The 23,248-nt window shown below is 60.6% G+C and carries 22 protein-coding genes and 1 pseudogene; 13 read left to right on the forward strand and 10 right to left on the reverse strand.

The window, feature by feature from the left end; genetic code table 11:
- Positions 1–15: 15 nt before the first annotated feature.
- The 5 genes from parE to nudF form a co-directional block, all read right to left on the reverse strand.
- A complete protein-coding gene (parE, locus tag AACT07_RS06070) occupies positions 16–1,926 on the reverse strand; it encodes a DNA topoisomerase IV subunit B (RefSeq protein WP_021231692.1) in 1,911 nt (636 codons plus the stop codon).
- A 132-nt stretch (positions 1,927–2,058) separates the two neighbouring features.
- The gene (locus tag AACT07_RS06075) at positions 2,059–2,646 is read right to left on the reverse strand and encodes a YqiA/YcfP family alpha/beta fold hydrolase (protein ID WP_069526925.1); all 588 of its coding nucleotides are present in this window, start codon (positions 2,644–2,646) and stop codon (positions 2,059–2,061) included.
- Between the two features lie 12 nt (positions 2,647–2,658).
- Positions 2,659–3,477 (reverse strand): 3',5'-cyclic-AMP phosphodiesterase, encoded by an 819-nt coding sequence (cpdA, locus tag AACT07_RS06080; RefSeq protein WP_069526926.1) that lies wholly within the window; start codon positions 3,475–3,477, stop codon positions 2,659–2,661.
- 22 nt (positions 3,478–3,499) lie between these two features.
- Complete coding sequence (locus AACT07_RS06085) at positions 3,500–3,943, reverse strand: DUF1249 domain-containing protein (RefSeq protein WP_069526959.1); 444 nt, start codon at positions 3,941–3,943, stop codon at positions 3,500–3,502.
- 7 nt (positions 3,944–3,950) lie between these two features.
- Positions 3,951–4,592 (reverse strand): ADP-ribose diphosphatase, encoded by a 642-nt coding sequence (gene nudF, locus AACT07_RS06090; RefSeq protein ID WP_069526927.1) that lies wholly within the window; start codon positions 4,590–4,592, stop codon positions 3,951–3,953.
- A 304-nt stretch (positions 4,593–4,896) separates the two neighbouring features.
- On the opposite strand from nudF, the gene tolC reads away from it, so the two are divergent.
- Positions 4,897–6,219, forward strand: a complete 1,323-nt coding sequence (gene tolC / locus AACT07_RS06095) for an outer membrane channel protein TolC (RefSeq protein ID WP_069526928.1) — start codon at positions 4,897–4,899, stop codon at positions 6,217–6,219.
- Positions 6,220–6,335: 116 nt separating this feature from the next.
- On the opposite strand, the gene hldE is transcribed toward tolC, so the two are convergent.
- Positions 6,336–7,763 carry a bifunctional D-glycero-beta-D-manno-heptose-7-phosphate kinase/D-glycero-beta-D-manno-heptose 1-phosphate adenylyltransferase HldE gene (hldE, locus tag AACT07_RS06100; RefSeq protein ID WP_069526929.1) on the reverse strand — a complete coding sequence of 476 codons (1,428 nt, stop codon included), beginning with the start codon at positions 7,761–7,763 and terminating at the stop codon, positions 6,336–6,338.
- Positions 7,764–7,967: 204 nt separating this feature from the next.
- Between hldE and lpxL the strand changes: the two genes are divergently transcribed.
- From lpxL to AACT07_RS06135, 7 genes are all read left to right on the forward strand, one after another.
- A complete protein-coding gene (lpxL, locus tag AACT07_RS06105) occupies positions 7,968–8,891 on the forward strand; it encodes an LpxL/LpxP family Kdo(2)-lipid IV(A) lauroyl/palmitoleoyl acyltransferase (protein ID WP_021231687.1) in 924 nt (307 codons plus the stop codon).
- A gap of 626 nt (positions 8,892–9,517) precedes the next feature.
- On the forward strand, positions 9,518–11,440 hold the full coding sequence (locus AACT07_RS06110) for a PTS mannitol transporter subunit IICBA (RefSeq protein WP_021231686.1): 1,923 nt from the start codon (positions 9,518–9,520) through the stop codon (positions 11,438–11,440).
- A gap of 37 nt (positions 11,441–11,477) precedes the next feature.
- A complete protein-coding gene (locus AACT07_RS06115; protein ID WP_069526930.1) occupies positions 11,478–12,623 on the forward strand; it encodes a mannitol-1-phosphate 5-dehydrogenase in 1,146 nt (381 codons plus the stop codon).
- A gap of 133 nt (positions 12,624–12,756) precedes the next feature.
- Positions 12,757–13,278 carry an MltR family transcriptional regulator gene (locus AACT07_RS06120; protein WP_005335907.1) on the forward strand — a complete coding sequence of 174 codons (522 nt, stop codon included), beginning with the start codon at positions 12,757–12,759 and terminating at the stop codon, positions 13,276–13,278.
- A 190-nt stretch (positions 13,279–13,468) separates the two neighbouring features.
- Positions 13,469–15,256 (forward strand): cation:proton antiporter, encoded by a 1,788-nt coding sequence (locus tag AACT07_RS06125; RefSeq protein ID WP_069526931.1) that lies wholly within the window; start codon positions 13,469–13,471, stop codon positions 15,254–15,256.
- On the forward strand, positions 15,253–15,825 hold the full coding sequence (locus tag AACT07_RS06130) for a DNA-J related domain-containing protein (protein ID WP_069526932.1): 573 nt from the start codon (positions 15,253–15,255) through the stop codon (positions 15,823–15,825). Before AACT07_RS06125 ends, AACT07_RS06130 begins: the two co-directional genes overlap by 4 nt.
- 77 nt (positions 15,826–15,902) lie before the next feature.
- Entirely contained in the window at positions 15,903–16,151 is a 249-nt protein-coding gene (locus AACT07_RS06135) for a hypothetical protein (RefSeq protein WP_069526933.1), read from the forward strand.
- A 60-nt stretch (positions 16,152–16,211) separates the two neighbouring features.
- Here AACT07_RS06135 and AACT07_RS06140 read toward each other — a convergent pair whose 3' ends face one another.
- Complete coding sequence (locus AACT07_RS06140) at positions 16,212–16,724, reverse strand: mechanosensitive ion channel domain-containing protein (RefSeq protein WP_005354921.1); 513 nt, start codon at positions 16,722–16,724, stop codon at positions 16,212–16,214.
- Between the two features lie 13 nt (positions 16,725–16,737).
- The gene (gene zntB / locus AACT07_RS06145) at positions 16,738–17,703 is read right to left on the reverse strand and encodes a zinc transporter ZntB (RefSeq protein ID WP_005341467.1); all 966 of its coding nucleotides are present in this window, start codon (positions 17,701–17,703) and stop codon (positions 16,738–16,740) included.
- Positions 17,704–17,843: 140 nt separating this feature from the next.
- Between zntB and AACT07_RS06150 the strand changes: the two genes are divergently transcribed.
- A complete protein-coding gene (locus tag AACT07_RS06150) occupies positions 17,844–18,293 on the forward strand; it encodes a YaiI/YqxD family protein (RefSeq protein WP_005335916.1) in 450 nt (149 codons plus the stop codon).
- 125 nt (positions 18,294–18,418) lie between these two features.
- Positions 18,419–18,919, forward strand: coding sequence for a metal-dependent hydrolase (locus AACT07_RS06155; RefSeq protein ID WP_069526960.1), 501 nt, complete (start codon positions 18,419–18,421; stop codon positions 18,917–18,919).
- 64 nt (positions 18,920–18,983) lie between these two features.
- Here AACT07_RS06155 and AACT07_RS06160 read toward each other — a convergent pair whose 3' ends face one another.
- Entirely contained in the window at positions 18,984–20,189 is a 1,206-nt protein-coding gene (locus tag AACT07_RS06160) for a NupC/NupG family nucleoside CNT transporter (protein WP_005363118.1), read from the reverse strand.
- A gap of 542 nt (positions 20,190–20,731) precedes the next feature.
- Here AACT07_RS06160 and dbpA point away from each other — a divergent pair.
- The 3 genes and pseudogenes from dbpA to AACT07_RS06175 all read left to right on the forward strand — a co-directional run.
- Complete coding sequence (dbpA, locus tag AACT07_RS06165) at positions 20,732–22,111, forward strand: ATP-dependent RNA helicase DbpA (protein ID WP_005335919.1); 1,380 nt, start codon at positions 20,732–20,734, stop codon at positions 22,109–22,111.
- A gap of 89 nt (positions 22,112–22,200) precedes the next feature.
- A complete protein-coding gene (locus tag AACT07_RS06170; protein ID WP_005363120.1) occupies positions 22,201–22,491 on the forward strand; it encodes a YkgJ family cysteine cluster protein in 291 nt (96 codons plus the stop codon).
- A gap of 43 nt (positions 22,492–22,534) precedes the next feature.
- Positions 22,535–22,630, forward strand: a pseudogene (locus AACT07_RS06175) (YkgJ family cysteine cluster protein); the annotation flags it as partial.
- Between the two features lie 26 nt (positions 22,631–22,656).
- Here AACT07_RS06175 and AACT07_RS06180 read toward each other — a convergent pair.
- Entirely contained in the window at positions 22,657–23,064 is a 408-nt protein-coding gene (locus AACT07_RS06180; RefSeq protein ID WP_005335923.1) for a hypothetical protein, read from the reverse strand.
- Positions 23,065–23,248: the final 184 nt, after the last annotated feature.

A 23,248-nucleotide genomic window follows, 5' to 3' on the forward strand; every position in this document is an offset into this window, starting at 1 on the left:
GGGCCAGCCGACGGCTTAAATGATGGCGAGGTTACCCTTCTCTTCGAGCCATTCGCGGCGATCGCTCGCCCGCTTCTTGGCCAGCAGCATGTCCATCAGCTGCAGGGTCTCGTCAGCCGCATCCCCTTCGCTCTCTCCTGCCGGCTCCATGGTGAGCTGCACCAGACGGCGGGTGTTGGGATCCATGGTGGTTTCCCGCAGCTGTTTCGGGTTCATCTCACCCAGACCCTTGAATCGGGTCACCATCACCTTGCCTTTCTTCTTCTCGGCCTCGACCCGCTGCAACACGCCGTTCTTCTCGTCCTCGTCGAGGGCGTAGTAGACCTCTTTACCGATATCGATCCGGTAGAGGGGCGGCATGGCCACATAGACGTGGCCCTTCTCCACCAGCGTGCGGAAGTGTTTCACAAAGAGGGCGCAGAGCAGGGTGGCGATGTGCAGACCGTCCGAGTCCGCATCCGCGAGGATGCACACCTTGCCGTAGCGCAGGCCGCTGAGGTCGTTGGAGTCGGGGTCGAGCCCGATGGCGACCGAGATATCGTGAACTTCTTGCGAGGCGAGCACCTGACCGGCCTCCACCTCCCAGGTGTTCAGTATCTTGCCGCGCAGCGGCATGATGGCCTGAAACTCGCGATCCCGCGCCTGCTTGGCACTGCCGCCCGCGGAGTCACCCTCCACCAGGAACAATTCTCCCTGCATGGGGTCGGCGCAGTTACAGTCAGTCAGCTTGCCGGGCAGCGCCGGGCCCTGGGTAATCTTCTTGCGCACCACCGTCTTGGCGGCGCGCATCCGGCGCTGGGCGCTGCTGATACAGATCTCGGCGATCTGCTCTGCCAGCTCGGTGTTGCTGTTGAGGTAGAGGCTGAAGGCATCCTTCACCACTCCGGAGACAAACGCAGAGCTCTGGCGGGAGGAGAGGCGCTCCTTGGTCTGACCGGCAAACTGCGGATCCTGCATCTTGATGGAGAGGATGTAGGCGCAGCGATCCCAGATATCCTCCGGGGTCAGCTTGACCCCGCGCGGCAGCAGGTTGCGGAACTCGCAGAACTCGCGCATGGCGTCGAGCAGCCCCTGACGCAGACCGTTGACGTGAGTACCGCCCTGCGCAGTGGGAATGAGGTTCACATAAGATTCGGCGAGGCATTCGCCCCCTTCCGGCAACCAGCAGAGCGCCCAGTCCACCGCCGACTGCTCGGAGCTGAACGAGCCGATAAAGGGCTGCTCCGGCAGGCAGGTGAACTGCTTGACCGCATCGACCAGATAATCCTTGAGGCCATCTTCGTAGCACCACTCCAGCTTGATGCCGGTGTTCTTGTCGAGGAACTTGATGGTGAGGCCGGGGCAGAGTACGGCCTTGGCTTTGAGCAGGTGCTCCAGCTTGGTGACCGAGAACTTGGGCGAATCGAAGTAGCTCGCCTGCGGCCAGAAGCGCACCCGGGTGCCGGTGTTGCGGCGGCCGCAGGTGCCGGTGATGGTCAGCTCCTGCACCTTCTCGCCACGCTCGAAGGCGATGTCGTAAACCTGACCATCGCGACGCACCGTCACCTCGACCCGATCGGAGAGGGCGTTTACGACCGAAATACCCACCCCGTGCAGACCGCCGGAAAACTGGTAGTTCTTGTTGGAGAATTTGCCGCCCGCGTGCAGCTTGCAGAGGATCAGCTCCACCCCGCTGACCCCCTCTTCCGGGTGGATATCGACCGGCATGCCGCGGCCGTCGTCGATCACTTCGAGGGACTGGTCTTCATGCAGGATCACCTCCAGATTGCGGGCGTGACCTGCCAGCGCTTCATCGACGCTGTTGTCGATGACCTCCTGGCCGAGGTGATTGGGCCGGGTGGTGTCGGTATACATGCCGGGGCGGCGACGCACCGGCTCAAGGCCATTGAGGACCTCAATGGCATCCGCATTGTATTGAGTAGACATGGAGGGCCTTGCGAATTGACGTTTGGAGGGAATCTTAACTGCTAGGCGGGGGTAGAACAAACTCCCCGCACCGAAAGCTTGATCTGGAGAAGAACAAGCAGGGCGAGACCGCCCTTATTGACTCAAACCTGACTATAACCCGAGGAAACGGATGATCTGGGCGGGGTAGCGCTCGAACGCGACAAAGGCGTGGTTGCCGCCGCACTCCAGCGAGAGGCGGGCAAAGAGGTATTCATCCAGCGCCTTGCGATAGTCGAGCACCTCATCCCCCTGCTGTTGCAGCACCCAGAGTCGCTCCGGCGCCGTCACCGGTACCGCCAGTGCCCGCAGCTCATCCATATGTTCAGGCAGCAGCTCGTACTGCTCCCCGGTATAGGGATTGGTCTGGGGGCCAAGGTAGTCGCAAAGCAGCTCGTGCGGGCGCACCGCCGGATTGATCAGCGCGGCGCGGCAGCCGTACTGCTCGCTGACCCGAGTCGCCATAAAGCCGCCGAGGGAACTACCCACGGCGCCGAGCTTGAATTCACTACCATAGCAGCTCTGCAAATTGGCAATGGTCTGTTCGATAGCCGCCCAGGCCGCCGCTGGCGTATTGGGCTGGGCTGGAATGATCACCTCGATGTCGGGCCGATTGGCGGCCACCCAGGCAGCCATCTGCTGCGCCTTGGCGGAGCCCGGTGAGGAGTTGAAACCGTGCAGATAAAGGAGAACCGATTTCATGGAATGCTCTCCTCAATAACCGGTGGCGTTGGGGTCGGGTACAAACTGCCCCACCGGCAGGCGCCACACCTCGCTGGCCACCCGCCCATCCGGATAGAGGGTGAGATAGCGCCAGCCCGGGCCGGATTCATCCAGCGCAAAGCCATCAGAGAGCGGTTTGAACTGGATGCAGGTCGATGGGCTGGCAATCAGCCGCACCCCGCGGTGCACCTCGTCAAACTCCTGATGAACGTGGCCGAACAGGATGGTCTTCTGCTGCGGATGACGAGCCAGCACGGCGAACAGGTCATCGGCATTCTTGAGATTGTGCTGATCCAGCCAGGCGCAGCCCACCGGCACCGCCTGATGGTGCAGGGTGATAAGGGCGTGGCGATCAGGATATTGGCGCAGGGCGCGGTCGAGGGCGGCCAGCTGGTGATCGCCAATCATGCCGTGGGGTTTGCCGCGCACCTGGGTGTCGAGCAGGATCACCTGCCAGTGCTCGCCCACCAGCTGTTTGGATTCGCTGATCCCGGCGGCATGGAGATATTCGGTCATCAGCGGGCTGTCATCGTGATTGCCGGGCAGCCAGTAGATGGGGCGGCCCAGGGGCGCCATCATGGAGGCGAAACGCTGATAGGATTCCGGGCTGTGATCCTGCGACAGATCGCCGGTCGCCAGAATCACCTCGTAGGGGTGTTCATTGGCCTGCACCTGTTCCAGCACGGCGGCCAGACTCTCTGCGGTGCGCACAGCCAACAGCCGCCCTTCGGCACTCGCGAAGAGGTGGGTGTCGGTAATTTGCAACAGGCGCACACTGCCGTCCTGCGCCTGGGGGAGCTCTGTTTCCAAAATCACGCTTCTTTTTATTTGTTCAACTGGAGATATTGATCGGGCTGGTACCATGTCTGAGACAAAATTTTAGCCATTCGGCCAGAAACAGATTTACCTGCTCCTTTTCGTCCCGCTGGTGCATCTTTTTATTGGGATAATCATAACGTGGTTGCAAACGGGAAATCTGTTGCGCTGCACACACTTCCGCCATCCGCACATCATGATACAAACGAATCTCTATCTGAGCTTGTAAATATTCGGGCAATTCGGGGTTGTGCTGGCTCAGGATCACCTGATTGGTGAAGCGACTCTCGCCAATGATGGTGAGCTGGAACTGCAGATCGTTGCCGACCCGATAGCGGCGCTCGGCCCCGACTTCCCCATCAGGCGGCAGCAGTTTCATCAGTGCCATGTAGTTGACCTCGCAGGTACGCTGCAAGGACATCAGATCAGGCACATAGCGCCTGCTCTGTTGCAGGGTCATCGCCACCTCAGCGATCCGCCAGCCAGCGGGCGCGCAGCTGGCCGTGGTTGAGAGCCAGCCACTGCAGGGCAATGACCGAGGCCGCATTGTCGATGCGCCCCTCTTTCAGCCAGGCATAGGCCTGTTCGCGGCTCACCACGTGCACCCGGATATCCTCGCCTTCATCAGCCAGACCGTGCAGCCCCTCGGCCTTGCTGGCATCCACCTCGCCCACAAAGACCTCGATCCGCTCGGTGCTGCCGCCCGGGCTCACCAGATAGCTGATGGCATGCTCGCAGCGGGCCACCTCGATCCCGGCCTCTTCTACCGCTTCGCGACGCACCACCGCCTCGGCGGTCTCACCTTCGTCGATGATGCCGGCCACCAGCTCCAGCAGCCAGGGAGTCGGGCTGGTCTCCATCGCGCCGATGCGGAACTGCTCCACCAGTACTATCTGGTCGCGTACCGGATCATAGGGCAGCAGCGCGGCGGCATGGCCCCGCTCGAACAGCTCGCGCACGATGGGCTGGTTCCAGCCGCCTGCAAATAACCGATGCTGCAGACGATAGACATTCACCTTGAAGAAGCCGTTATATCCAGCTGATTTTTCAATGATTTTTACATCATCGGCGGCGTACTGCCGATCTTGCGGCAAGGGTTGCTGCGACATCCGGGGCTCCCGTCAGCTTGACTTGTATCAGTTTGACCATAAAATCCGAGGAACATGAATGAACGTTCATTCACTCGGTGTGCCATGGTAATGAGGGGTGGATTTTAGCAGCCACAGACCATTTGGCTAGGCGCGCGGGGAGAAAACTGCGTCCGGTTCTTGACGTTCCCGTCACCGGACCTGAGACTCTTAGCATTAAATTTTGCTTATAGTAGAGTGATTAAGCTGCAATCAAGCTTGGTCGGTGACAATATTTGCCTCTCCAGCAACCAGTTTGGGTTACTACATAAGGTTAAAACGATCTATGAAAAGAACACTTTTGTCAGTCATGGTGTTGCTGGGCGTCAGTGCCGGTGCCCATGCCGAAAACCTGCTCGACATCTACCAGCAAGCCCAGATTAAAGACCCGCAGTTGCTGCAGTCCAAAGCCGTTCGCGACCAGGCCTTCGAGAAGATCAACGAATCCCGCGCTCCTCTGCTGCCCCAGATCGATCTGGGTGCCGGGCTCAATTATCTGCAAAACAAGAACGATACCCAGAGCAATACCAACGCCAAGGGTGAGGTAAAGCTGTCTCAATCTATCTATCGTCGCAGTGACTGGGTCAATCTGGATATCAGCGAGAAGCAGGCCACCCAGTCAGATGTCGCCTACAACCTCGAGATCCAGAACCTGATGGTGCGCACCGCCAAAGCCTACTTTGATGTGCTCAAGGCGATGGATACCCTGGAATTTGTCCGTGCCAACAAGGTTGCGGTAGAGCGTCAGCTGGAGCAAACCCAGCAGCGTTTCGAAGTGGGCCTGACCGCCATCACCGACGTCCATGAAGCCGAAGCCTCCCGCGACCAGGCGCTGGCTGACGAGATCAATGCCGAGAACACTCTGGATAACAGCTACGAGACCCTGCGCGAGCTGACCGGTGTTGATCACCGCAACCTGGACATCCTCAACACCGATCGTTTCAGCCCGCAGAAGACCGCTTTCGGATCCGACAAGTGGCTGGAACTGGCACTGGACAAAAACCTGCAACTGCACAGTGCCCGCATCAGCAAGGACATTGCCAAGGAGCGGATCGATCTGGCCAAGACCGGCCATGAGCCGACGCTGGGTCTGGATGCCGGACTGCAAACCAGCAATACCGATTACAAGCTGGATAGCATTCAGAGCGGTGGCAATGACAATCAGGCCAATATCGGCCTGACCTTCAAGCTGCCCATCTACAGCGGTGGCGCCACCAGCTCCAAGGTGAAGCAGGCTCAGTACGACTACGTAGCGGCCAGCGAGCTGCTGGAGAAGAACTTCCGCTCGGTGCAGAGCACAGTGCGCTCCTCCTACAACAACGTGAACGCCAGCATCGGCTCGGTGCGCGCCTACAGCCAGTCTGTGGTCTCCGCCGACAGCGCCCTGAAGGCGACCGAAGCCGGTTACGAAGTGGGGACCCGTACCATCGTCGACGTGCTGGACTCTACTCGCAAGCTGTACGAGGCCAAGCAGAAGCTCTCCGAAGCCCGTTACAACTACATTCTCAATATCCTGAACCTGAAACAGGCTGCCGGTATTCTGGAAGCGCAGGATCTGGTGGAAGTGAACCAGGGTCTGATGCCCGCCACGGCAAAAGCCAAAGGCTGATAGCCGTTATCGGACATGAAAAAGGCGACCGCAGGGTCGCCTTTTTGTTATCCGTATTTCTGCCGGCTTGCAGCCGCCGATAGTGAGCCCCGCCAGATTGCGGAGCCAGCAGAACGTTAGCCGCGCTCGCGGATCGTCTTGATGATGTCGGTGGTGGAGCAGCCATCCTCGAAGTTGAGAACGCGCACCTCACCGCCATTGGCAGTCACTTCGGCGTAACCGGCGATATCTTCCGGCTTGTAGTCACCGCCCTTCACCAACAGATCCGGCAGGATCTCGGCGATCAGGCGCTGCGGGGTATCTTCACCAAACGGCACTACCCAGTCCACCGCGCCCAGCGCAGCCAGTACCGCCATGCGGCGCTCGGTCGGGTTGACCGGACGACCAGGCCCTTTCAGACGGCGAACCGACTCGTCGGTGTTGACCGCCACGATCAGGCGATCCCCCAGCTTGCCGGCGCTGGCCAGATAGGAGACGTGGCCGGCGTGCAGGATGTCGAAGCAACCGTTGGTCATCACCACCTTTTCGCCGCGCAGACGGGCGGCACGAACCGCCACTTTCAGCTGGGCTTCGGACATGACGCCAAAGCCTGTCTCCTGCTCGGTGTAAAGTGCATTGGCCAGCTCGACCGGGCTAACGGTAGAGGTACCCAGCTTGCCGACCACGATACCGGCAGCGGTATTGGCCAGCGCACAGGCTTCATCCAGGCTCTTGCCAGCAGCCAGCGAGGTGGCCAGGGTGGAGATCACGGTATCACCGGCACCGGTCACATCGTAAACCTCGTGGGCCTGAGCGGGCAGGTGCAGCTCCGGCTGACCTTCGCGGATCAGGGTCATGCCATTTTCGGAACGGGTGACCAGCAGGGCCGCCAGGTCGAAGCGCTTGACCAGCGCCAGCCCCTTGGCAACCAGCTCCTCTTCACTCTTCACCTTGCCCACCACGGCCTCGAATTCTGACATGTTGGGGGTCAGCAGAGTGGCACCGCGATACTTCTCGAAGTCGGTCCCCTTGGGATCGACCAGTACCGGAATACCGGCGGCACGGGCACGCTGGATCATGCCGGGCACGTCGTTGAGGGCACCCTTGCCATAGTCGGAGAGGATCATCACGTCGCTGTTCGGCAGCGCCTGCTCGACCTTGCTCATTAGCAGGGTGGCATCGACGGAGTGGAAGGGCTCTTCAAAGTCCAGACGCAGCAGTTGCTGGTTGCGTGACAGCACCCGCAGCTTGGTGATAGTCGGGAAGTCGGCCAGACGAACGAAATCACAGGCCACCTTGACGCCAGCCATCTGGCCAGCCAGGGCATCGGCCGCTTCATCCTGACCGGTCAGGCCAAGCAGCACGGCATGAGCGCCAAGGGCGGCGGAGTTGAGGGCCACGTTGGCCGCGCCACCGGGACGCTCCTCAATGTGTTCAACCTTGACCACGGGCACCGGCGCCTCGGGGGAGATCCGACCGGTAGGGCCATGCCAGTAACGGTCCAACATGACATCGCCAACGACCAGAACGCGGGCTTTTTCAAAATCGGGCAGGGTGATCTTCATCTGTATCGACTCTCAAAACCTGAAAAATCAGCGGGCGATTTTATCACACTCTTTTATCCGGTGTAGAAAAAGCCGACCGCAGTTGCCGCCGCTGTCACGCTAACCGGACGCAGGCTACCCCTCTGACCAGCACACAGCCATTCGCCCCCGCCCCCCCTTTTCGGCTAGAATCCCCCGATTGTGTTTGCGAACAAGAGATTAGCCATGGCCCACGACAACGCTCCCCGCCTGGAGCCCCGCCTGTTTCATCCCCGTTACTGGGCCAGCTGGTTCGGCCTCGGCCTGCTCTGGCTGCTGACCCTGCTGCCGTGGCGTAGCCAGATGTGGCTGGGCCGTCAGCTCGGTCGTCTCGCCGCCAGGATATTGAAGTCCCGAGTCAAGATTGCCCGTCGCAATCTGGAGCTGGCGATGCCCGAGCTGACCCGGGATGAGCGGGAGAAACTGCTTAAGGCAAACTTCGAGAGCGTGGGCTGCGCCGTGTTCGAGGTGGGGATCGCCTGGTTCTGGCCAGACTGGCGGATGCGCAACCTGATGAAGGTGGAAGGGGAAGAGCACGTCATCGCCGCCATGGAAAAAGGTCAGGGCATGCTGCTGCTCTCCTGCCACTTCCTGACGCTGGAACTCAACGCCCGCTGTTTCGGGCTGGTACGCCCCGGGGTCGGGGTCTATCGCCCTAACACCAACCCGGTATTGGAGTATGCCCAGTACCACGGGCGCTGTGCCTCCAACAAATATCTGGTAGACCGGATGGATGTGAAGGGGATGATCAAGGCGCTGCGCAACGGCGACGCCCTCTGGTATGCACCGGATCACGACTACGGCAGCCACGCCAGCGTGTTCGTGCCCTACTTCGCGGTAGAGCAGGCGGCCACCATCACCGGCACCGCCACCTTGGCGCGGGTGAAGAACACCGTCACCCTGCCCTGCTACAACATCCGCACCAGCGAGGGTTACACCCTGCATATCGGCGCGCCGCTCGCCGACTACCCGAGCGGAGATGACATGGTTGATGCCGCCCGCGCCAACCGCGAGATTGAAGCCGCTGTGCGCAAGGCGCCGGAGCAGTACATGTGGCTCCATCGCCGCTTCAAGACCCGCCCCTCTCCCGAGGATGCCGGCTTCTACTGAGCCGCTGCCTCCACAGGGGCCAGATCGCAAAAACTGACAAACCGCCTGCTGGCGGTTTGTTTTTATCTGCTATCAGCCCTGCACGGCAAGCAAGATCCCCGAACGTCAGCCGCGCAATCACATCCTGCATGTTGGCGCCCATTCCCATCAATCAGCCGCAAAAGAGCCCTCATCGCCGACCGTAAAAACTGAAATCGGGTTACAAATTTATTGATTCATTGGTAAGCAATGGAGTATTTCGATAGATCCATCGCCACTACCCACTGATGAGTAACTGAGTGATTTGTCCCATTCGAATACAAAAACTGAATTTGTGATGCAAATCACCTTTGCGCGAAGGAGCGGCAAAGCTGAGCTGGTGATCTAAATCACAAAAAATGGTCATTCAAAACAGAAAATATCGAAATGTAGCCGAATTACAGCATGTGAATGTGACACAGGTCACTAGTTCTGGAGGGGGCATGACGGGGTATCTGAGAGCTGGATCACAAGACACCCCGTTTTCAGCCTAATTTGATCGCAAGCTGGTAGATTGAAGTTGCTTAGACGACCGGGATGGCGGTTCGGCAAAACCGGCCATCCCGACTACCACTTTTAATCAAACAGGCTTAAAACGGGGTCCCGACATGTTATCACCGGATACCAAAGTCAAGATACAGAATTTTGGACGCTTCCTGTCCAATATGGTCATGCCCAACATAGGCGCCTTTATCGCCTGGGGCTTTATCACCGCCCTCTTCATCCCCACCGGCTGGCTGCCCAATGAAACCTTGGCCAAGCTGGTCGGCCCCATGATCACCTACCTGCTGCCGCTGCTGATTGGCTATACCGGCGGCAAACTGATGGGCGGTGAGCGCGGCGGCGTGGTAGGTGCCATCACCACCATGGGCGTCATCGTGGGCACCGACATCCCGATGTTCATGGGCGCCATGATGGTCGGCCCGCTCGGTGGCTGGGCCATCAAGCGCTTCGACAAGGCGATGGACGGTCGCGTCAAGAGCGGCTTCGAGATGCTGGTCAACAACTTCTCCGCCGGGCTTATCGGCATGCTGCTGGCGATCCTCGCCTTCTTCGTGATTGGCCCCTTCGTCAAGGTGCTCTCCGGCCTGCTGGCCGGTGGCGTCGGCTTCCTGGTAGAAAACCACATGCTGCCGCTCACCTCCATCTTCGTCGAACCGGCCAAGATCCTGTTCCTCAACAACGCCATCAACCACGGCATCTTCTCGCCGCTGGGGATCCAGCAGGCGACCGAGCACGGCAGCTCTATCTTCTTCCTGATTGAAGCGAACCCGGGCCCGGGCATGGGTGTGCTGCTGGCCTACATGGTGTTCGGTCGTGGTGCGGCCAAGCAGTCCGCGGCTGGCGCCTCCATCATTCACTTCTTCGGCGGCATCCACGAGATCTACTTCCCGTATGTGCTGATGAACCCGCGCCTCATTCTGGCGGTGATCGCCGGTGGCATGACCGGGGTCTTTACCCTGACCCTGTTCAATGCCGGTCTGGTCTCCCCCGCGTCGCCGGGCTCCATCTTCGCCGTGTTGTTGATGACGCCGAAAGCCTCCCTGATCGGGGTCGCCCTCTCCATCATCAGCGCGACTCTGGTCTCTTTCCTGGTGGCCGCCGTGTTCGTTCGCGCCCAGCAGCCGGAAGCCGACGAGGCCGATGCCCTCGGTGAAGCCACTCGCAAGATGAAAGCCATGAAGGGCGGCAAGCCCGAAACCGCAGCGGCCAAGAAGCCGGGCGGCGAACTGATGGCAGTGCGCAATATCGTAGTGGCCTGCGATGCGGGCATGGGTTCCAGCGCCATGGGCGCCGGCATGCTGCGCAAGCGGGTACAGGCCGCCGGGCTCGATATCAGCGTGACCAACCGCGCCATCGATCAACTCGACGATCAGGTGGACTGGGTCATTACCCACAAGGATCTGACCGAACGGGCCCGTCGCCATGCGCCGAACGCTCACCATATTTCCCTGACCAACTTCCTCGACAACGGCCTCTATCAGGAGCTGGTACAGAGCCTGAGCCGCGCCGCCAACGATGACGTCGCCAACCCGCAACTGCTGGTGGCCGCCAACGACGACAGCTACGAGCCGCAGGCAGCCGAAGTCTTTACCCTGAGCCGTCATGACGTGCATCTGGGACTGAAAGCCGACAACAAGGAGGCCGCCATCCTGACCGCAGGCCGACTGCTGGCGGAGCGGGGCTACGTGGCGCCCGACTACGTCAACGCCATGCTGGAGCGTGAACAGCTGGTCTCCACCTACCTCGGCGAGTCCATCGCCGTGCCCCATGGCACCATCGCCGCCAAGGAGTTTGTGAAGCGTACCGGCATCGTCATCTGCCAGTACCCGGCCGGGGTTGCCTTTGGCGAGGCTGCCGATGAGGTAGCACGGCTGGTGATCGGCATCGCCGCCCGCAACGACGAACACATGCAGGTGATAACCCGCCTGACCAATGCACTGGATGAACCCGGTCTCATCGACCGGCTGGCCAGCACCACGGATCCCCAGGCCTTCCTGGATCTGCTGGGTGCCGAACAGGCTGCGTAATCATCTTTCATCGTCTTTGGTTCAAGAGGTTAATATCATGAAAACATTGCATTTTGGTGCTGGTAACATCGGTCGCGGCTTTATCGGCAAAGTGCTGGCGGATGCCAGCCATCAGGTCACCTTCGCCGACGTCAACGACACCCTGATCGATCAGCTCAACCACCGCCAGGAGTACAAGGTCCATGTGGTGGGAGCGGATCAGAAGCTGGACGTGGTGCGCAACGTGGCGGCGGTGAGCTCCGCCGGTCACGAGGTGATCGCCCGTATCATCACTGCCGATCTGGTCACCACGGCAGTGGGCCCCAACATTCTGGACAAGATTGCCAGTACCCTGGCCAAGGGGCTGCAAGCTCGCTTCGATGCCGGCAACCTGACTCCGCTCAACGTCATCGCCTGTGAAAACATGGTACGCGGCACCAGCCACCTCAAGCGGGAGGTACTCAAGTACCTGCCGGTCGCGTATCATGCCACGCTCGAATCCTGTATCGGCTTCGTCGACTCGGCGGTGGATCGCATCGTGCCGCCCGCCGCGGCTGCCAACGATGATCCGCTGGAAGTGACGGTAGAGAGCTTCAGCGAGTGGATCGTCGACCAGACCCAGTTCAAGGGGGAGCTGCCCCAGGTGGCGGGCATGGAGCCCACCGATAACCTGATGGCCTTCGTCGAGCGCAAGCTGTTCACCCTCAACACCGGCCACATCGTCACCGCCTATCTCGGCAAGCTGCGGGGCTACCGCACAGTGCGCGAGGCGATCGAAGATCCGGTGATCCGCAGCAAGGTGCGCCGCGCCATGGAGGAGAGCGGTGCTGTGCTGGTAAAACGCTACGGTTTCGACCCGCGCCTGCACGCCGCCTATATCGAGAAGATCCTGGCCCGCTTCGCCAACCCCTATCTGGTGGACGAGATTGACCGGGTCGGTCGTCAGCCGCTGCGCAAGCTGGCGGCGGGGGATCGACTGGTGAAGCCGCTGTTCGGCACCCTGGAGTACGGCCTGCCGAGCGATCAGTTGCAGGAGGGGATCGCCGCGGCGCTCCACTATCGCAATACCGATGATCCGCAGGCGGTGGAGCTGCAAGCCCTGCTGGCGGAGCTTGGCCCGGCCAAAGCGCTGGCCCGCGTCACCGGACTGGATGAAGAGAGCGCAGTGGTTCGCGCCATCGTCGCCCGTTACGAAACCCTGTAATGACCCTGCTTGCGGCGCATTCAGCCACCACTGATAGCGCGCCAAGCGCTTGAATGGCAAGGGAATGTGCCCCATATGATAAAAACCGGGAGAGAGGCCCACTCTCTCCCTGTCAGCTGGACCCAATGCACCTATGACCACACACCAGGAAGATGAAGTACTGGAACGACTGAACGAGCAGGATGGCCCCCGCGGCTTCTTTCTCGAAGCCGTGACCATCCTGGAAGAGGCGGTCGACTCCCTGATGCGACGCGCGTTCCGTCAGGAGGAGTATGCCGTCAAATACGCCATCGAACCCCTGCTCAACCAGAGCGGCCCCCTCGGCCAGCTGGAGGTGCGCCTCAAGCTCATCTTCGCCCTCGGCCTCATCTCACTCGAGCGCTATCAGGATATCGAAGCCTATATCAAGATCCGCGACTTTCTGGTGCGCGACCCCAAGGATTACCGCTTCAGCGACAAGCCGATCCGCGACCTGCTCGACCGCCTGCACGGGGTCAATCAGGGCGGCATGATGAAGCTGGAGCCCCCCGCCAGCGAAGAGGATTGGGCTTTCTACCAGATGCAGCTCAACCGGCTCGATCAGATGGTGCGCTCCGCACTGGTACTGGCGCTGGCCGACTGTGTCGGCGAGCTCCACAAGGAGAGCCCCATCTAATCCAGCCCCAAGGCCACCCCATCACCACGGTTGGCGTCTGGCTGGCGCCCTGCACACCACCGCCAGCCACCATGACGCCGACTGTCGCACATCTCCCCATCCCGGCCATGATGCACGCTCCTTCCGGTGTCAATCTGACCAACTTAGCCACTACACTAGCTCCATACTCACTGCCTGAATCGAGGTCTGCATGATTGCCCTCTCTCTGGCCGGGATCGCCCTGGTCTCCGTGCTGGCCCAATGGCTTGCCTGGTCGCTGCGGGTACCCGCCATCCTGTTTCTGCTGCTCACCGGCCTGACTCTGGGCCCGGTCAGCGGCCTGCTCGACCCCGATGCCCTGCTCGGGGATCTGCTGTTTCCGCTGGTCTCCCTGTCGGTGGCCATCATCCTGTTCGAGGGGGCGCTGACCCTCCATCTGGCCGAGCTCAAGGGGATCGGCAAGGTGGTGCGCAATCTCTGCTCCACCGGCATGCTGGTCAGTTTCGCCGTCATCGGCAGCGCCGGTTACTTCCTGCTGGGGCTGGACTGGCGGGTCGCCACCATGCTCGGCGCGGTACTGGTGGTAACGGGCCCGACGGTGATCGCCCCCATGCTCAACGTGATCCGCCCCACCCGGGAGGTGGACCGCATCCTGCGCTGGGAGGGGATCGTCATCGACCCTATCGGCGCCCTTTTTGCGGTGCTGGTGTTCGAGGCGGTGCGCCTCGGCAGTCAGGGGGATCTCATCAGCCATACCCTGCTGGCGCTGGGCAAGACAGTGCTGGTCGGCTCCCTGATCGGGGTGGCGGCAGGCTGGCTCACCACCCTGCTCATTCGCAAGGACTGGCTACCGGTCAGCCTGCACAAATTCGGCGTGCTGGCGCTGGTGCTGGTCACCTTCAGCCTCTCCAACTGGCTCAGCCACGAGTCCGGCCTGCTGGCGGTGACCGTGTTCGGCATCTGGCTCGCCAATCAGGAGGGGCTGGATCTGGAAGAGGTGCTGGCGTTCAAGGAGGATCTCGCGGTCATCCTTATCTCCAGCCTGTTTATCCTGCTGGCGGCGCGCCTCGATCTGGCCCAGCTCTGGCAACTCGGCCCCATGGTGCTGGCGCTGCTCTGCGTGGTGCAATTCGTGGCGCGCCCGCTCTGTATTCTGGTCTCGACCTGGGGCTCGGATCTCTCCTGGCGAGCTCGCGCCCTGCTAAGCTGGATCGCCCCGCGCGGCATAGTCGCGGCGGCGGTCAGTGCCTCGTTCGCCATCAGCCTGCATCAGGCCGAGATCCCCGATGCCGACAAGCTGGTGCCACTGGTGTTTGCGGTGATCATCTCCACTGTGGTGTTGCAGAGCCTCACCTCGGCACCGCTGGCCAGCCTGCTCAAGATGCGCCAGAGCGCCCCCAACACCTGGCTCATCATAGGGGCCAACTCGGTGGCACGGGCTATCGGCCGGGCGCTGGCGGATCAGGGTGTGCCGGTGCAACTCTGCGATCCCGCCTGGGAGTTCTGCAAACAGGCGCGGATGAGCAACCTCCCCTGCTACTTCGGCAACCCCCAGTCGGAACATGCCGAGCTGCACCTGCCGCTCACCAGCATCAGTACCGTGCTGGCGCTCTCCCCCAACCGTCACAACAACGCCCTCGGGGTGCTGCACTTTGCCCACCTCTACGGCGAGGAGCAGGTCTACTCCCTGCGATCCAGCGAGCAACACGGCAAGGCCAACCGGGAGAGCGCCACCTTTCGCGCTCGCCAGAACCTGTTCGGCCCCGACATCAACTATGCCCGGCTGAGCAGCCTGCTGAGCAGGGGCGGCCAGATCAAGGCGACCCGCCTGAGCGAGGCGTTCGACTGGGCCCAGTATCAGGCCGCCAATCCCGGCGCCATCCCGCTGTTCATCATGGATGGCAAGGGCAAGCCCCAGATCGTTACCGGCCCCGTCACTCCGCAAGCGGGTGAGCTGCTGATCGCCCTGCAGCCGCCCAGGGAGCAGGGCGCCGAATGAACGAAGCCAACCACAATCCGCTGATCGCCCCTCTGCTGGTGCTATTGCAACAGGCGACGGGCAGCTACAAGGTGCATGAGCTGATGGCTGCTCTGTGCCAGCAGGGGGCAATACCCCGGCTGGCTGACGATGAACAGCTGCAGCTGTTTCGGGTCAACTTCCTGATCATGAACGCCCTCTACCAGCTGCAGGCCGAGCTCTGGCAAGAGGGATGGTGGCTGGTGATCAGCACCCTGGATATCCGGCTCGAACCACTGGTCGGGAGCTCGGAGGCCAGTCACGGCTTTGCCCTTGGCGAAAATCTGCGTAGCTACTATCTCGACTGGCAGGTGTTCTGGCAGACCGATCGTGCCGAAGTGGAGGCCCTGCTCAACCGCTTCTGGCGCGCTTATGACGGGGAGGGGCACAAAGCCGAGGCGCTGGCACTGTTTGACCTGAATGAAGGGGTGAGTCAGGAGGCGATCCGCCGCCGCTGGCGGGAGCTGGCACTGCAGCACCATCCGGATCGGGGTGGCAATGCCGAGACCTTTGTCCGTATCCGCTGGGCATGGGAGGTCCTGCGGGGATGATCCCGTTGCCGCACCACTGTTGCCGCACATAAAGGGCAGGCATAGACTGGAGCTGGATATTCCCACAGGAGAGCATCATGACAGTCAGTGAACTTCGTAAGCTCTATCAGCAACAGATCCTGCACGAGGCCGAAATACTCCACGATGTGGCCATTCCCGGCTGGCTCATCGAATTCAGAGGCAAGGATGGCGCCCTCTACGAGCTGACCGACACCCTCGGCTGCCCGGTCAGTTTCGGCACCGTCGAGCAGGCCCGCGAACATCTGCATCAGGTGGCCGACTGCCCGGTTCAGGTGGAGCACCTCTACCGCTTCTTCGAACGCTAGCGCCACCCACCGCACAGTAAAAAGGCTCCCGAGGGAGCCTTTTGTTATTCCGGTTGCTTTCTATTCCGGTTGCAGCGGTTCCGCCACCTTGCCCTCCAGCTTTCTGACCGGCTTTTGCAGGATCAGGTTGGCCGGATAGGTGACCAAATCGCCGTTGTCATCACGCACCCGCACATAGAAGAGGCCAATCTCGGTGATGACGCCGGTGACCGAGTCATCCTTGTCGAGGATACGGATCCGGTCGCCAATCTTGTAGGGGAAGGCGAAGAAGATGGTGATGCTGGCGGTGATGTTGGAGAGGATCGACCACTGGGCCACCATGGCGACCCCCAATACCGCAAAGAAGGAGGACGCGAGCACCACCAGTCGGGAAAAGTCGAGCCCCCACACCCCGGCCAGCACCAGCAAGGTGGCGCAACCGAGCAGGAAGTGGAACACATGGGCCACGTAGAGCACCCGGTTCTCGCTCACCTGCCTGCTCTGGCCGAGCGCCAGCAGGCTCTTGTGAATAAGCCGCCGGATCAGGGTATGCCCCAGCAACAGCAGCAGGGTCAGACCAATTGATTGCCACATGGGTTATGCCTCCTTACCACCAGCGCCGATGTTTGAGCCAGATAGCCAGCCCGCTTGCCAGCGCCACTAAGGATCCGCAGAAGACCCAGAAGGCGGTCGGATTCTCGGCCCCGGGGATACCGCCGAGGTTGATGCCAAACAGGCCGGTCAGGAAACTGGCGGGCAAAAAGAGCAGCGCCATCACCGACATCTGGTAGGCGCGGCGGTTGGTCGCCTCCGCCATCAGATTGTTGATCTCGTCTGCCAGCACAGCGGTGCGCGCCACCCCGGCATCGAGGTCATCGAGCCAGCGCCGCAGCCGGTCGGCGATATCGAGCAGACGACGGCGGTCATCCTCATCCAGCCAGCTGATCTTCTCGTTGGCCAGCCGTGCCACCAGATCCCGCTGGGGGGAAAGGTAGCGGCGGATCATGATGAGCTGCTTGCGGATCAGCGCCAAGCGGCCATTGGCGGGCATGTCGCGCATCAGCACCATCTCCTCCAGATCGAGGATCTTGTCGTGCAGCTCCTCGACAAACTCCCCCGCCCGATCGGTCAGGGCATCGCAGATCTCCACCAGCCAGTCGGCCGGGGTATCGGCGCCGCCCCCCAGCTTGAGCTGGTTGAACACATCCTGCTCGGAGAGCAGCGGACGACGACGGCTGCTGATGATGAGATCCGGGGTGATGAAGATACGCAGCGCCACCATCTCTTCGGGCCTGTGATCCTTGTTGTGGTTGATGCCGCGCAGGATCAGCAGCACCGTCTCCCCCATCCGCACCAGCTTGGGACGATTGCTCTGGCCGAGCAGCGACTCCCTGGCCGCCTCGCTGAGCAAGGGGGTCTGCAACAGCCAGCGCGCCGAATCGGGATTGCCGTAATCCAGATGCAGCCAGCCGGGATGCGCCGCCGGGACTTCGCTTCCCGCCGTCAGCGGCGCCATGCCACCCTTGCCATCCAGGGTCAGGGCATAAATTACTTCACCGGGCACCCGATCCATCTCGTCTCCTTCTCGTTTCATGTGCTGGCCCCAGCTTACACCAAAGGTTGGGCCGACTCAGCCCCGCGCCGGGAAGGGGAGGCCTGTGTTAACATGACCACTCTCGTTTTCCATCCGCTTTCACTACAGGAAACCATGCCATGCCCATCTGGGTTGATGCCGATGCCTGCCCCATTCCGGTCAAGGAGATCCTCTACCGCGCCGCTCACCGCGCCCAGGTCGTCACCACCCTGGTGGCCAATCAGGGATTGCGGGTGCCCCCCTCGCCCTTCATCAAAACCCAGCAGGTGGAGAAGGGATTCGATGTGGCAGATCATGTCATCGCCCAGCAGGTTCAGCCCGGCGATCTGGTGATCACCGGCGATATTCCTCTCGCCTCCTGGGTGATCGATGCCGGTGGCGAGGCGCTCAATCCCCGTGGCGAGATCTACACCCGCGAGACCATCAAGGCGCGGCTCGGCATGCGAAACTTTATGGAAGAGCTGCGCTCGGCTGGCGTGCAGACCGGCGGCCCGGCCCCCTTCAATGCCGCTGACAAACAGCGCTTCGCCAACGCCCTCGACAAGTGGCTGGTCAAAGGCAAGCTGTAAAGAGACCCTAAAGGCGCCCTGCTTGGGCGCTTTTTCGCCGTAACATCCTGATTTTTAAAATAAGAGCTGACCACAACCGTCAGGCTGGTAAGATGCGCCGCCATCTTGTCCACGCCGTAATCATCATGACCGCCCAAGGGCACCTGCTCTTCTCCGTAACCTGCACCCTGATCGCCCACAAACTGCAGCTCACTCCGGCGCTGGCCGATGCCAGCCTGTGGCAGACCATCCCTGCCGCGCTGGCCAGCGCCCTGTTGCCCGACCTCGACCACCCCAAATCGGTGCTGGGGCAGCGCCTGCCGTGGATCTCGAAACCTCTGTCGCGACTGTTCGGCCATCGCGGCTTCACCCACAGTCTGCTGGCAGTCGCCGCTGCCGTCTGGGGGCTGAACCAGAGCCTGCCGCCGGACACCCTGCCCATGGGGGTCAAGGATGCGCTTATCGTCGGCTACCTCAGCCATCTGCTGGGGGACTGGCTCACCCCGGCGGGCATTCCGCTCTTCTGGCCCATCAAACGCCGCTTCCGGCTGCCGGGCTGGCCGCTGCGCAGCGGCGGCGCCATCGAAACCGGCTTTTGCACTCTCACCTTGCTGGTCGCTGGCTGGTGGTGCGGCTGGCGGCTGTGAGCCAGAAACAAAAAAGCCCCTGACGAGGTCAGGGGCCCAAGCAGTGGTACGAACCACTAGAGGATCAGATCATGATGCCAGCGATAACAGCAGAGAGCAGGCTGACCAGGGTAGAACCGTAGACCAGCTTCAGACCAAAGCGGGAAACCATGTTGCCCTTCTCTTCGTTCAGCGCTTTTACCGCACCTGCGATGATACCGATGGAGCTGAAGTTGGCGAAAGAGACCATGAAGATGGAGAGGATACCGACGGTGCGCGGAGAGAGCTCGGCAGCCACCTTGCCCAGATCCATCATCGCCACGAACTCGTTGGTCACCAGCTTGGTCGCCATAATGGAGCCCGCTTGCAGCGCTTCACCACTCGGGATACCCAGGATCCAGGCGATCGGGTAGAAGAGGTAGCCCATGACGAACTGGAAGTTCACGCCAAATGCCATCTCGAACAGGTAGTTGATCAGGGCAATCAGGGCGATGAAGCCCACCAGCATGGCACCCACGATAACGGCAACGGTGAAACCGGCCATGATGTACTCGCCCAGCATCTCGAAGAAGTTCTCTTTCTTCGGCGTGTGGTGCTCGTCACCTTCGGCAATGGCCTTGATGTCGGTCACGGAGTTATCCGGCTCGTAGGGGTTGATCAGAGAGAGCACCACAAAGGTACTGAACATGTTGAGCACCAGCGCGGCGACCACGTAGCGCGGCTCGATCAGCTGCATGTAGGCACCGACGATGGACATGGAGACGGTAGACATGGCCGTCGCAGCCAGGGTGTACATCTGCTTCTCGTTCAGGTGCGGCAGGATGTTCTTGAGGGCGATGAAGTTCTCGGACTGGCCGACGATCATCGAGCTGATGGCGTTGAAAGACTCCAGCTTGCCCATGCCGTTGATCTTGGCCAGCACGGTACCGATACCGCGGATCACCAGTGGCAGCAGACGGATGTACTGCAGAATACCGATCAGCACGGAGATGAAGACGATGGGCATCAGCACCATCAGGAAGAAGGAGAAGGCCCCTTCGTTGACCAGACCACCGAACACGAAGTCGGTACCCTGTTTGGCAAACTCCATCAACTTGGTGAAGCCGGCCGCGAAGCCACCCACCACCGCCAGACCCACTTCGGAGTTCAGCATGAACCAGGCCAGCGCCAGTTCGACCACCAGCAGTTGGCCGATATAACGCAGCTTGATCTGTTTCCAGTTGTGGCGGTTAGCCAGCAGAGAGAGAGCGAGGACCATCACCAGTCCGAGCACAAAGTGAACGTATTCCATACCTGTAGCACCTGAGTAAATTGTAATTTTTGACCGGCGCCATCATAGACATTTGCACATTTAAAAATCAGATAGCCATCACAATCCCGCGCAATATTATGGAGGCAGGATAATACAAACGTTTTTAAATTAATTGTGCAATGAACAGATATTAATCGCGCAACACGGATAACATAAATCCTTTTAAAACATCATGTTGAGTAATAGCGGCGCCGTTTTCATGTTCTTTGAAAATATTTAATCAGCATTTTTGCAACATTCCATGTGGCGCAATAACTGCTCGTGAAATATTTTCCAATCATTATATTAAAATACTGAAAATAGAAAACGTTTATCCACGATAAATAATTAGATGAGTGTTTGAAAAATAGTCCTTATTGCTATGTCGGTGATCGCCAGCGATCGATTTGGCAACAAATGAACCTTTCATGGCCCCTCGTGACCAGCCGTTCAAAAATCCGCCACATCCGGTGCCACATTCTGGTATGATGCGCGGCCTTAGCGCTCGCGCATCCCCGTTTTCTCCGAAATAGAGTCCTTTTGTGAACAACAGCGAATTTAGCAGCCTCAATCTCTCCCCCGCCCTGCAAGAGAACCTCACCAGCCTGGGTTACCTGCAGATGACCCCGATCCAGGCCCAGAGCCTGCCCCTGGTGCTCGATGGCAAAGACCTGATCGCCAAGGCAAAAACCGGCAGCGGCAAGACCGCCGCCTTCGGCCTCGGCCTGCTGGCCAAGCTCAACGTCAACCGCCTCGAAGTGCAGGCGCTGGTGCTCTGCCCGACCCGCGAACTGGCGGATCAGGTGGCTCAGGAGATCCGTCGTCTGGCGCGCGCCCTGCCCAACGTCAAGCTGGTGACCCTGTGCGGCGGCACCCCGACCGCACCGCAGTCCGCTACCCTGAGCTTTGGTGCCCACATCGCCGTCGGCACCCCGGGTCGTATTCTCAAGCATCTGGAGCAAGGCACGCTGGAGCTATCCGGCCTCAAGACGCTGGTGCTGGACGAAGCGGATCGTATGCTGGACATGGGCTTTGGCGAAGATATCAACCGGGTCATCAGCTATGCCCCCCAACAGCGCCAGACCCTGCTCTTCTCCGCGACCTATCCGGAAGGGATCGCCCAGATGAGCCGCGGCGTGCAGCGCAATCCGGTCGAGGTGAGCGTGGAGTCCCTGCACGAGGGGAGCGCCATCGAACAGAAGCTCTACGAAGTGCCTGCCGGTCAGCGCCTCGACGCCCTCACCTGGTTGCTGAGTCACTACCAGCCCAGCTCCTGCGTGGTGTTCTGCAACACCAAGCGCGCCTGTAACGACGTGGCAGACCATCTGGCCGCCAAGGGCTTCTCGGCGCTGGCGCTGAACGGCGATCTGGAACAGCGCGAGCGGGATCAGGTGCTGGTGCGTTTTGCCAACGGCAGCGCCACCATTCTGGTGGCCACCGACGTGGCGGCCCGCGGTCTCGACATCAAGGAGCTGGGCGCCGTCATCAACTACGAGCTGACCTATGATCCGGAAGTGCACGTGCACCGCATCGGCCGTACCGGTCGTGCCGGCCAGCAGGGTCTGGCCCTGAGCCTCTATCAGCCGAACGAGGCCCAGCGCGTCAACTTTATCGAAGAGTACCAGCAGGCTCCGATGCCGCTGGGTGATCTCGACAGCATCGGCCGCGATATCAAGCCGATCGCCCCGCAGATGGTGACCCTCTCCATCGATGCAGGCCGCAAGACCAAGGTGCGGGCCGGTGACATTCTGGGTGCCCTGACCGGTGAAGGCGGCATTGCCGGCGCCGATGTGGGAAAGATCCAGATCTCCGAGCAGTACTCCTACGTCGCCGTGAAGCGCAGCGTGGCGAGCGCCGCCCTCAAGCGGTTGCAGGAAGGCAAGATCAAGGGTCGCAGCTACCGCGCCCGCAAACTGGGCTAAGGTTCTTTGCAAGCCGTTAGCCAGACCACAGGCGCCTGACAGGCGCCTGTTTCATATCTCCGATGCCGCCATGCGGCAAGACAGGCACCATGACCCAAGCAATCCAAACCGATGTGAGCTGCCAGAACTGCGAAGCCTGCTGCTGCCGCCTCGAAGTGATGCTCTTTACCGATACCGGCGTGCCGGACCGTTATGTACTGGAACGGGAAGGCGAGATACCGGTCATGCGCCGGCTGGACGATGGCTGGTGCGCCGCCCTCGACCGCAACACCATGATGTGCCGTATCTACGAGGTGCGACCGCTGATCTGCCGCGAATTCGAAATGGGTGAACCCGACTGCGTCGACGAACGGGACAAGTGGTTTATCAAGCTGGATTGACTAGGCTCCTCGAATACACTCATCACGATGATGTGCCCCATCCATGTACGAGGTACGACCGCTGATCTGCCGCGAATTCGAAATGGGTGAACCCGACTGCGTTGACGAACGGGACAAGTGGTTTATCAAGCTGGATTGAGCCAAGGCCAGTCAGGATAAGGGTGGTCAAGCGCTCGCAGGTTCACAGGGAGCGGTGTTGAGCTGCTCCCCCAGCCACTGGATGGCCGCTGCCTCCTGCTCGAAGTAACGTACCGCCCGAAAGGGCAATCCCTTGAAGATGTTATCCGCCAGATAGCGCTTGAAGCCCCCCACGAAGACCACCGCCAGAAACTGACAGCCACTCTCGGCACACCAGCCAAACTGGCGACGAAAACGGGCCAGCACCTCGGGCCCGGCCGCTTCAAACTCGGTCGCCACCTCGACAATCCCCCAGGGGCCATCCATCAGACCGGCCAGTTCGTGACGAAAACGCGCCTCATAGGCCATGGCACCTGCCAGATTAAAGGGGCCACTCGGGCGGCAGATCAGCATCTGGCCCCTGCGCTCCATGTCGAATTGCCCATGTGGCTGCATGACTGCTCCCATTCCGTTACCACTATCGCCTGCAAATTATTACCACAAGGTAATAATTTATAAGGAAAAGTCCAGCAGCAAACAGGCTTTCCCCAAAGCGTGGTCATCCTATCCTGCAAACCGTCGGCACCTCATGTTACCGACATCCCGCACTGAATCGATATCAAGATGTGCGATTGCAGTT

The organism is Aeromonas sp. ANP5, assembly GCF_963870295.1.
Taxonomy (GTDB): Bacteria; Pseudomonadota; Gammaproteobacteria; order Enterobacterales; family Aeromonadaceae; genus Aeromonas; species Aeromonas veronii.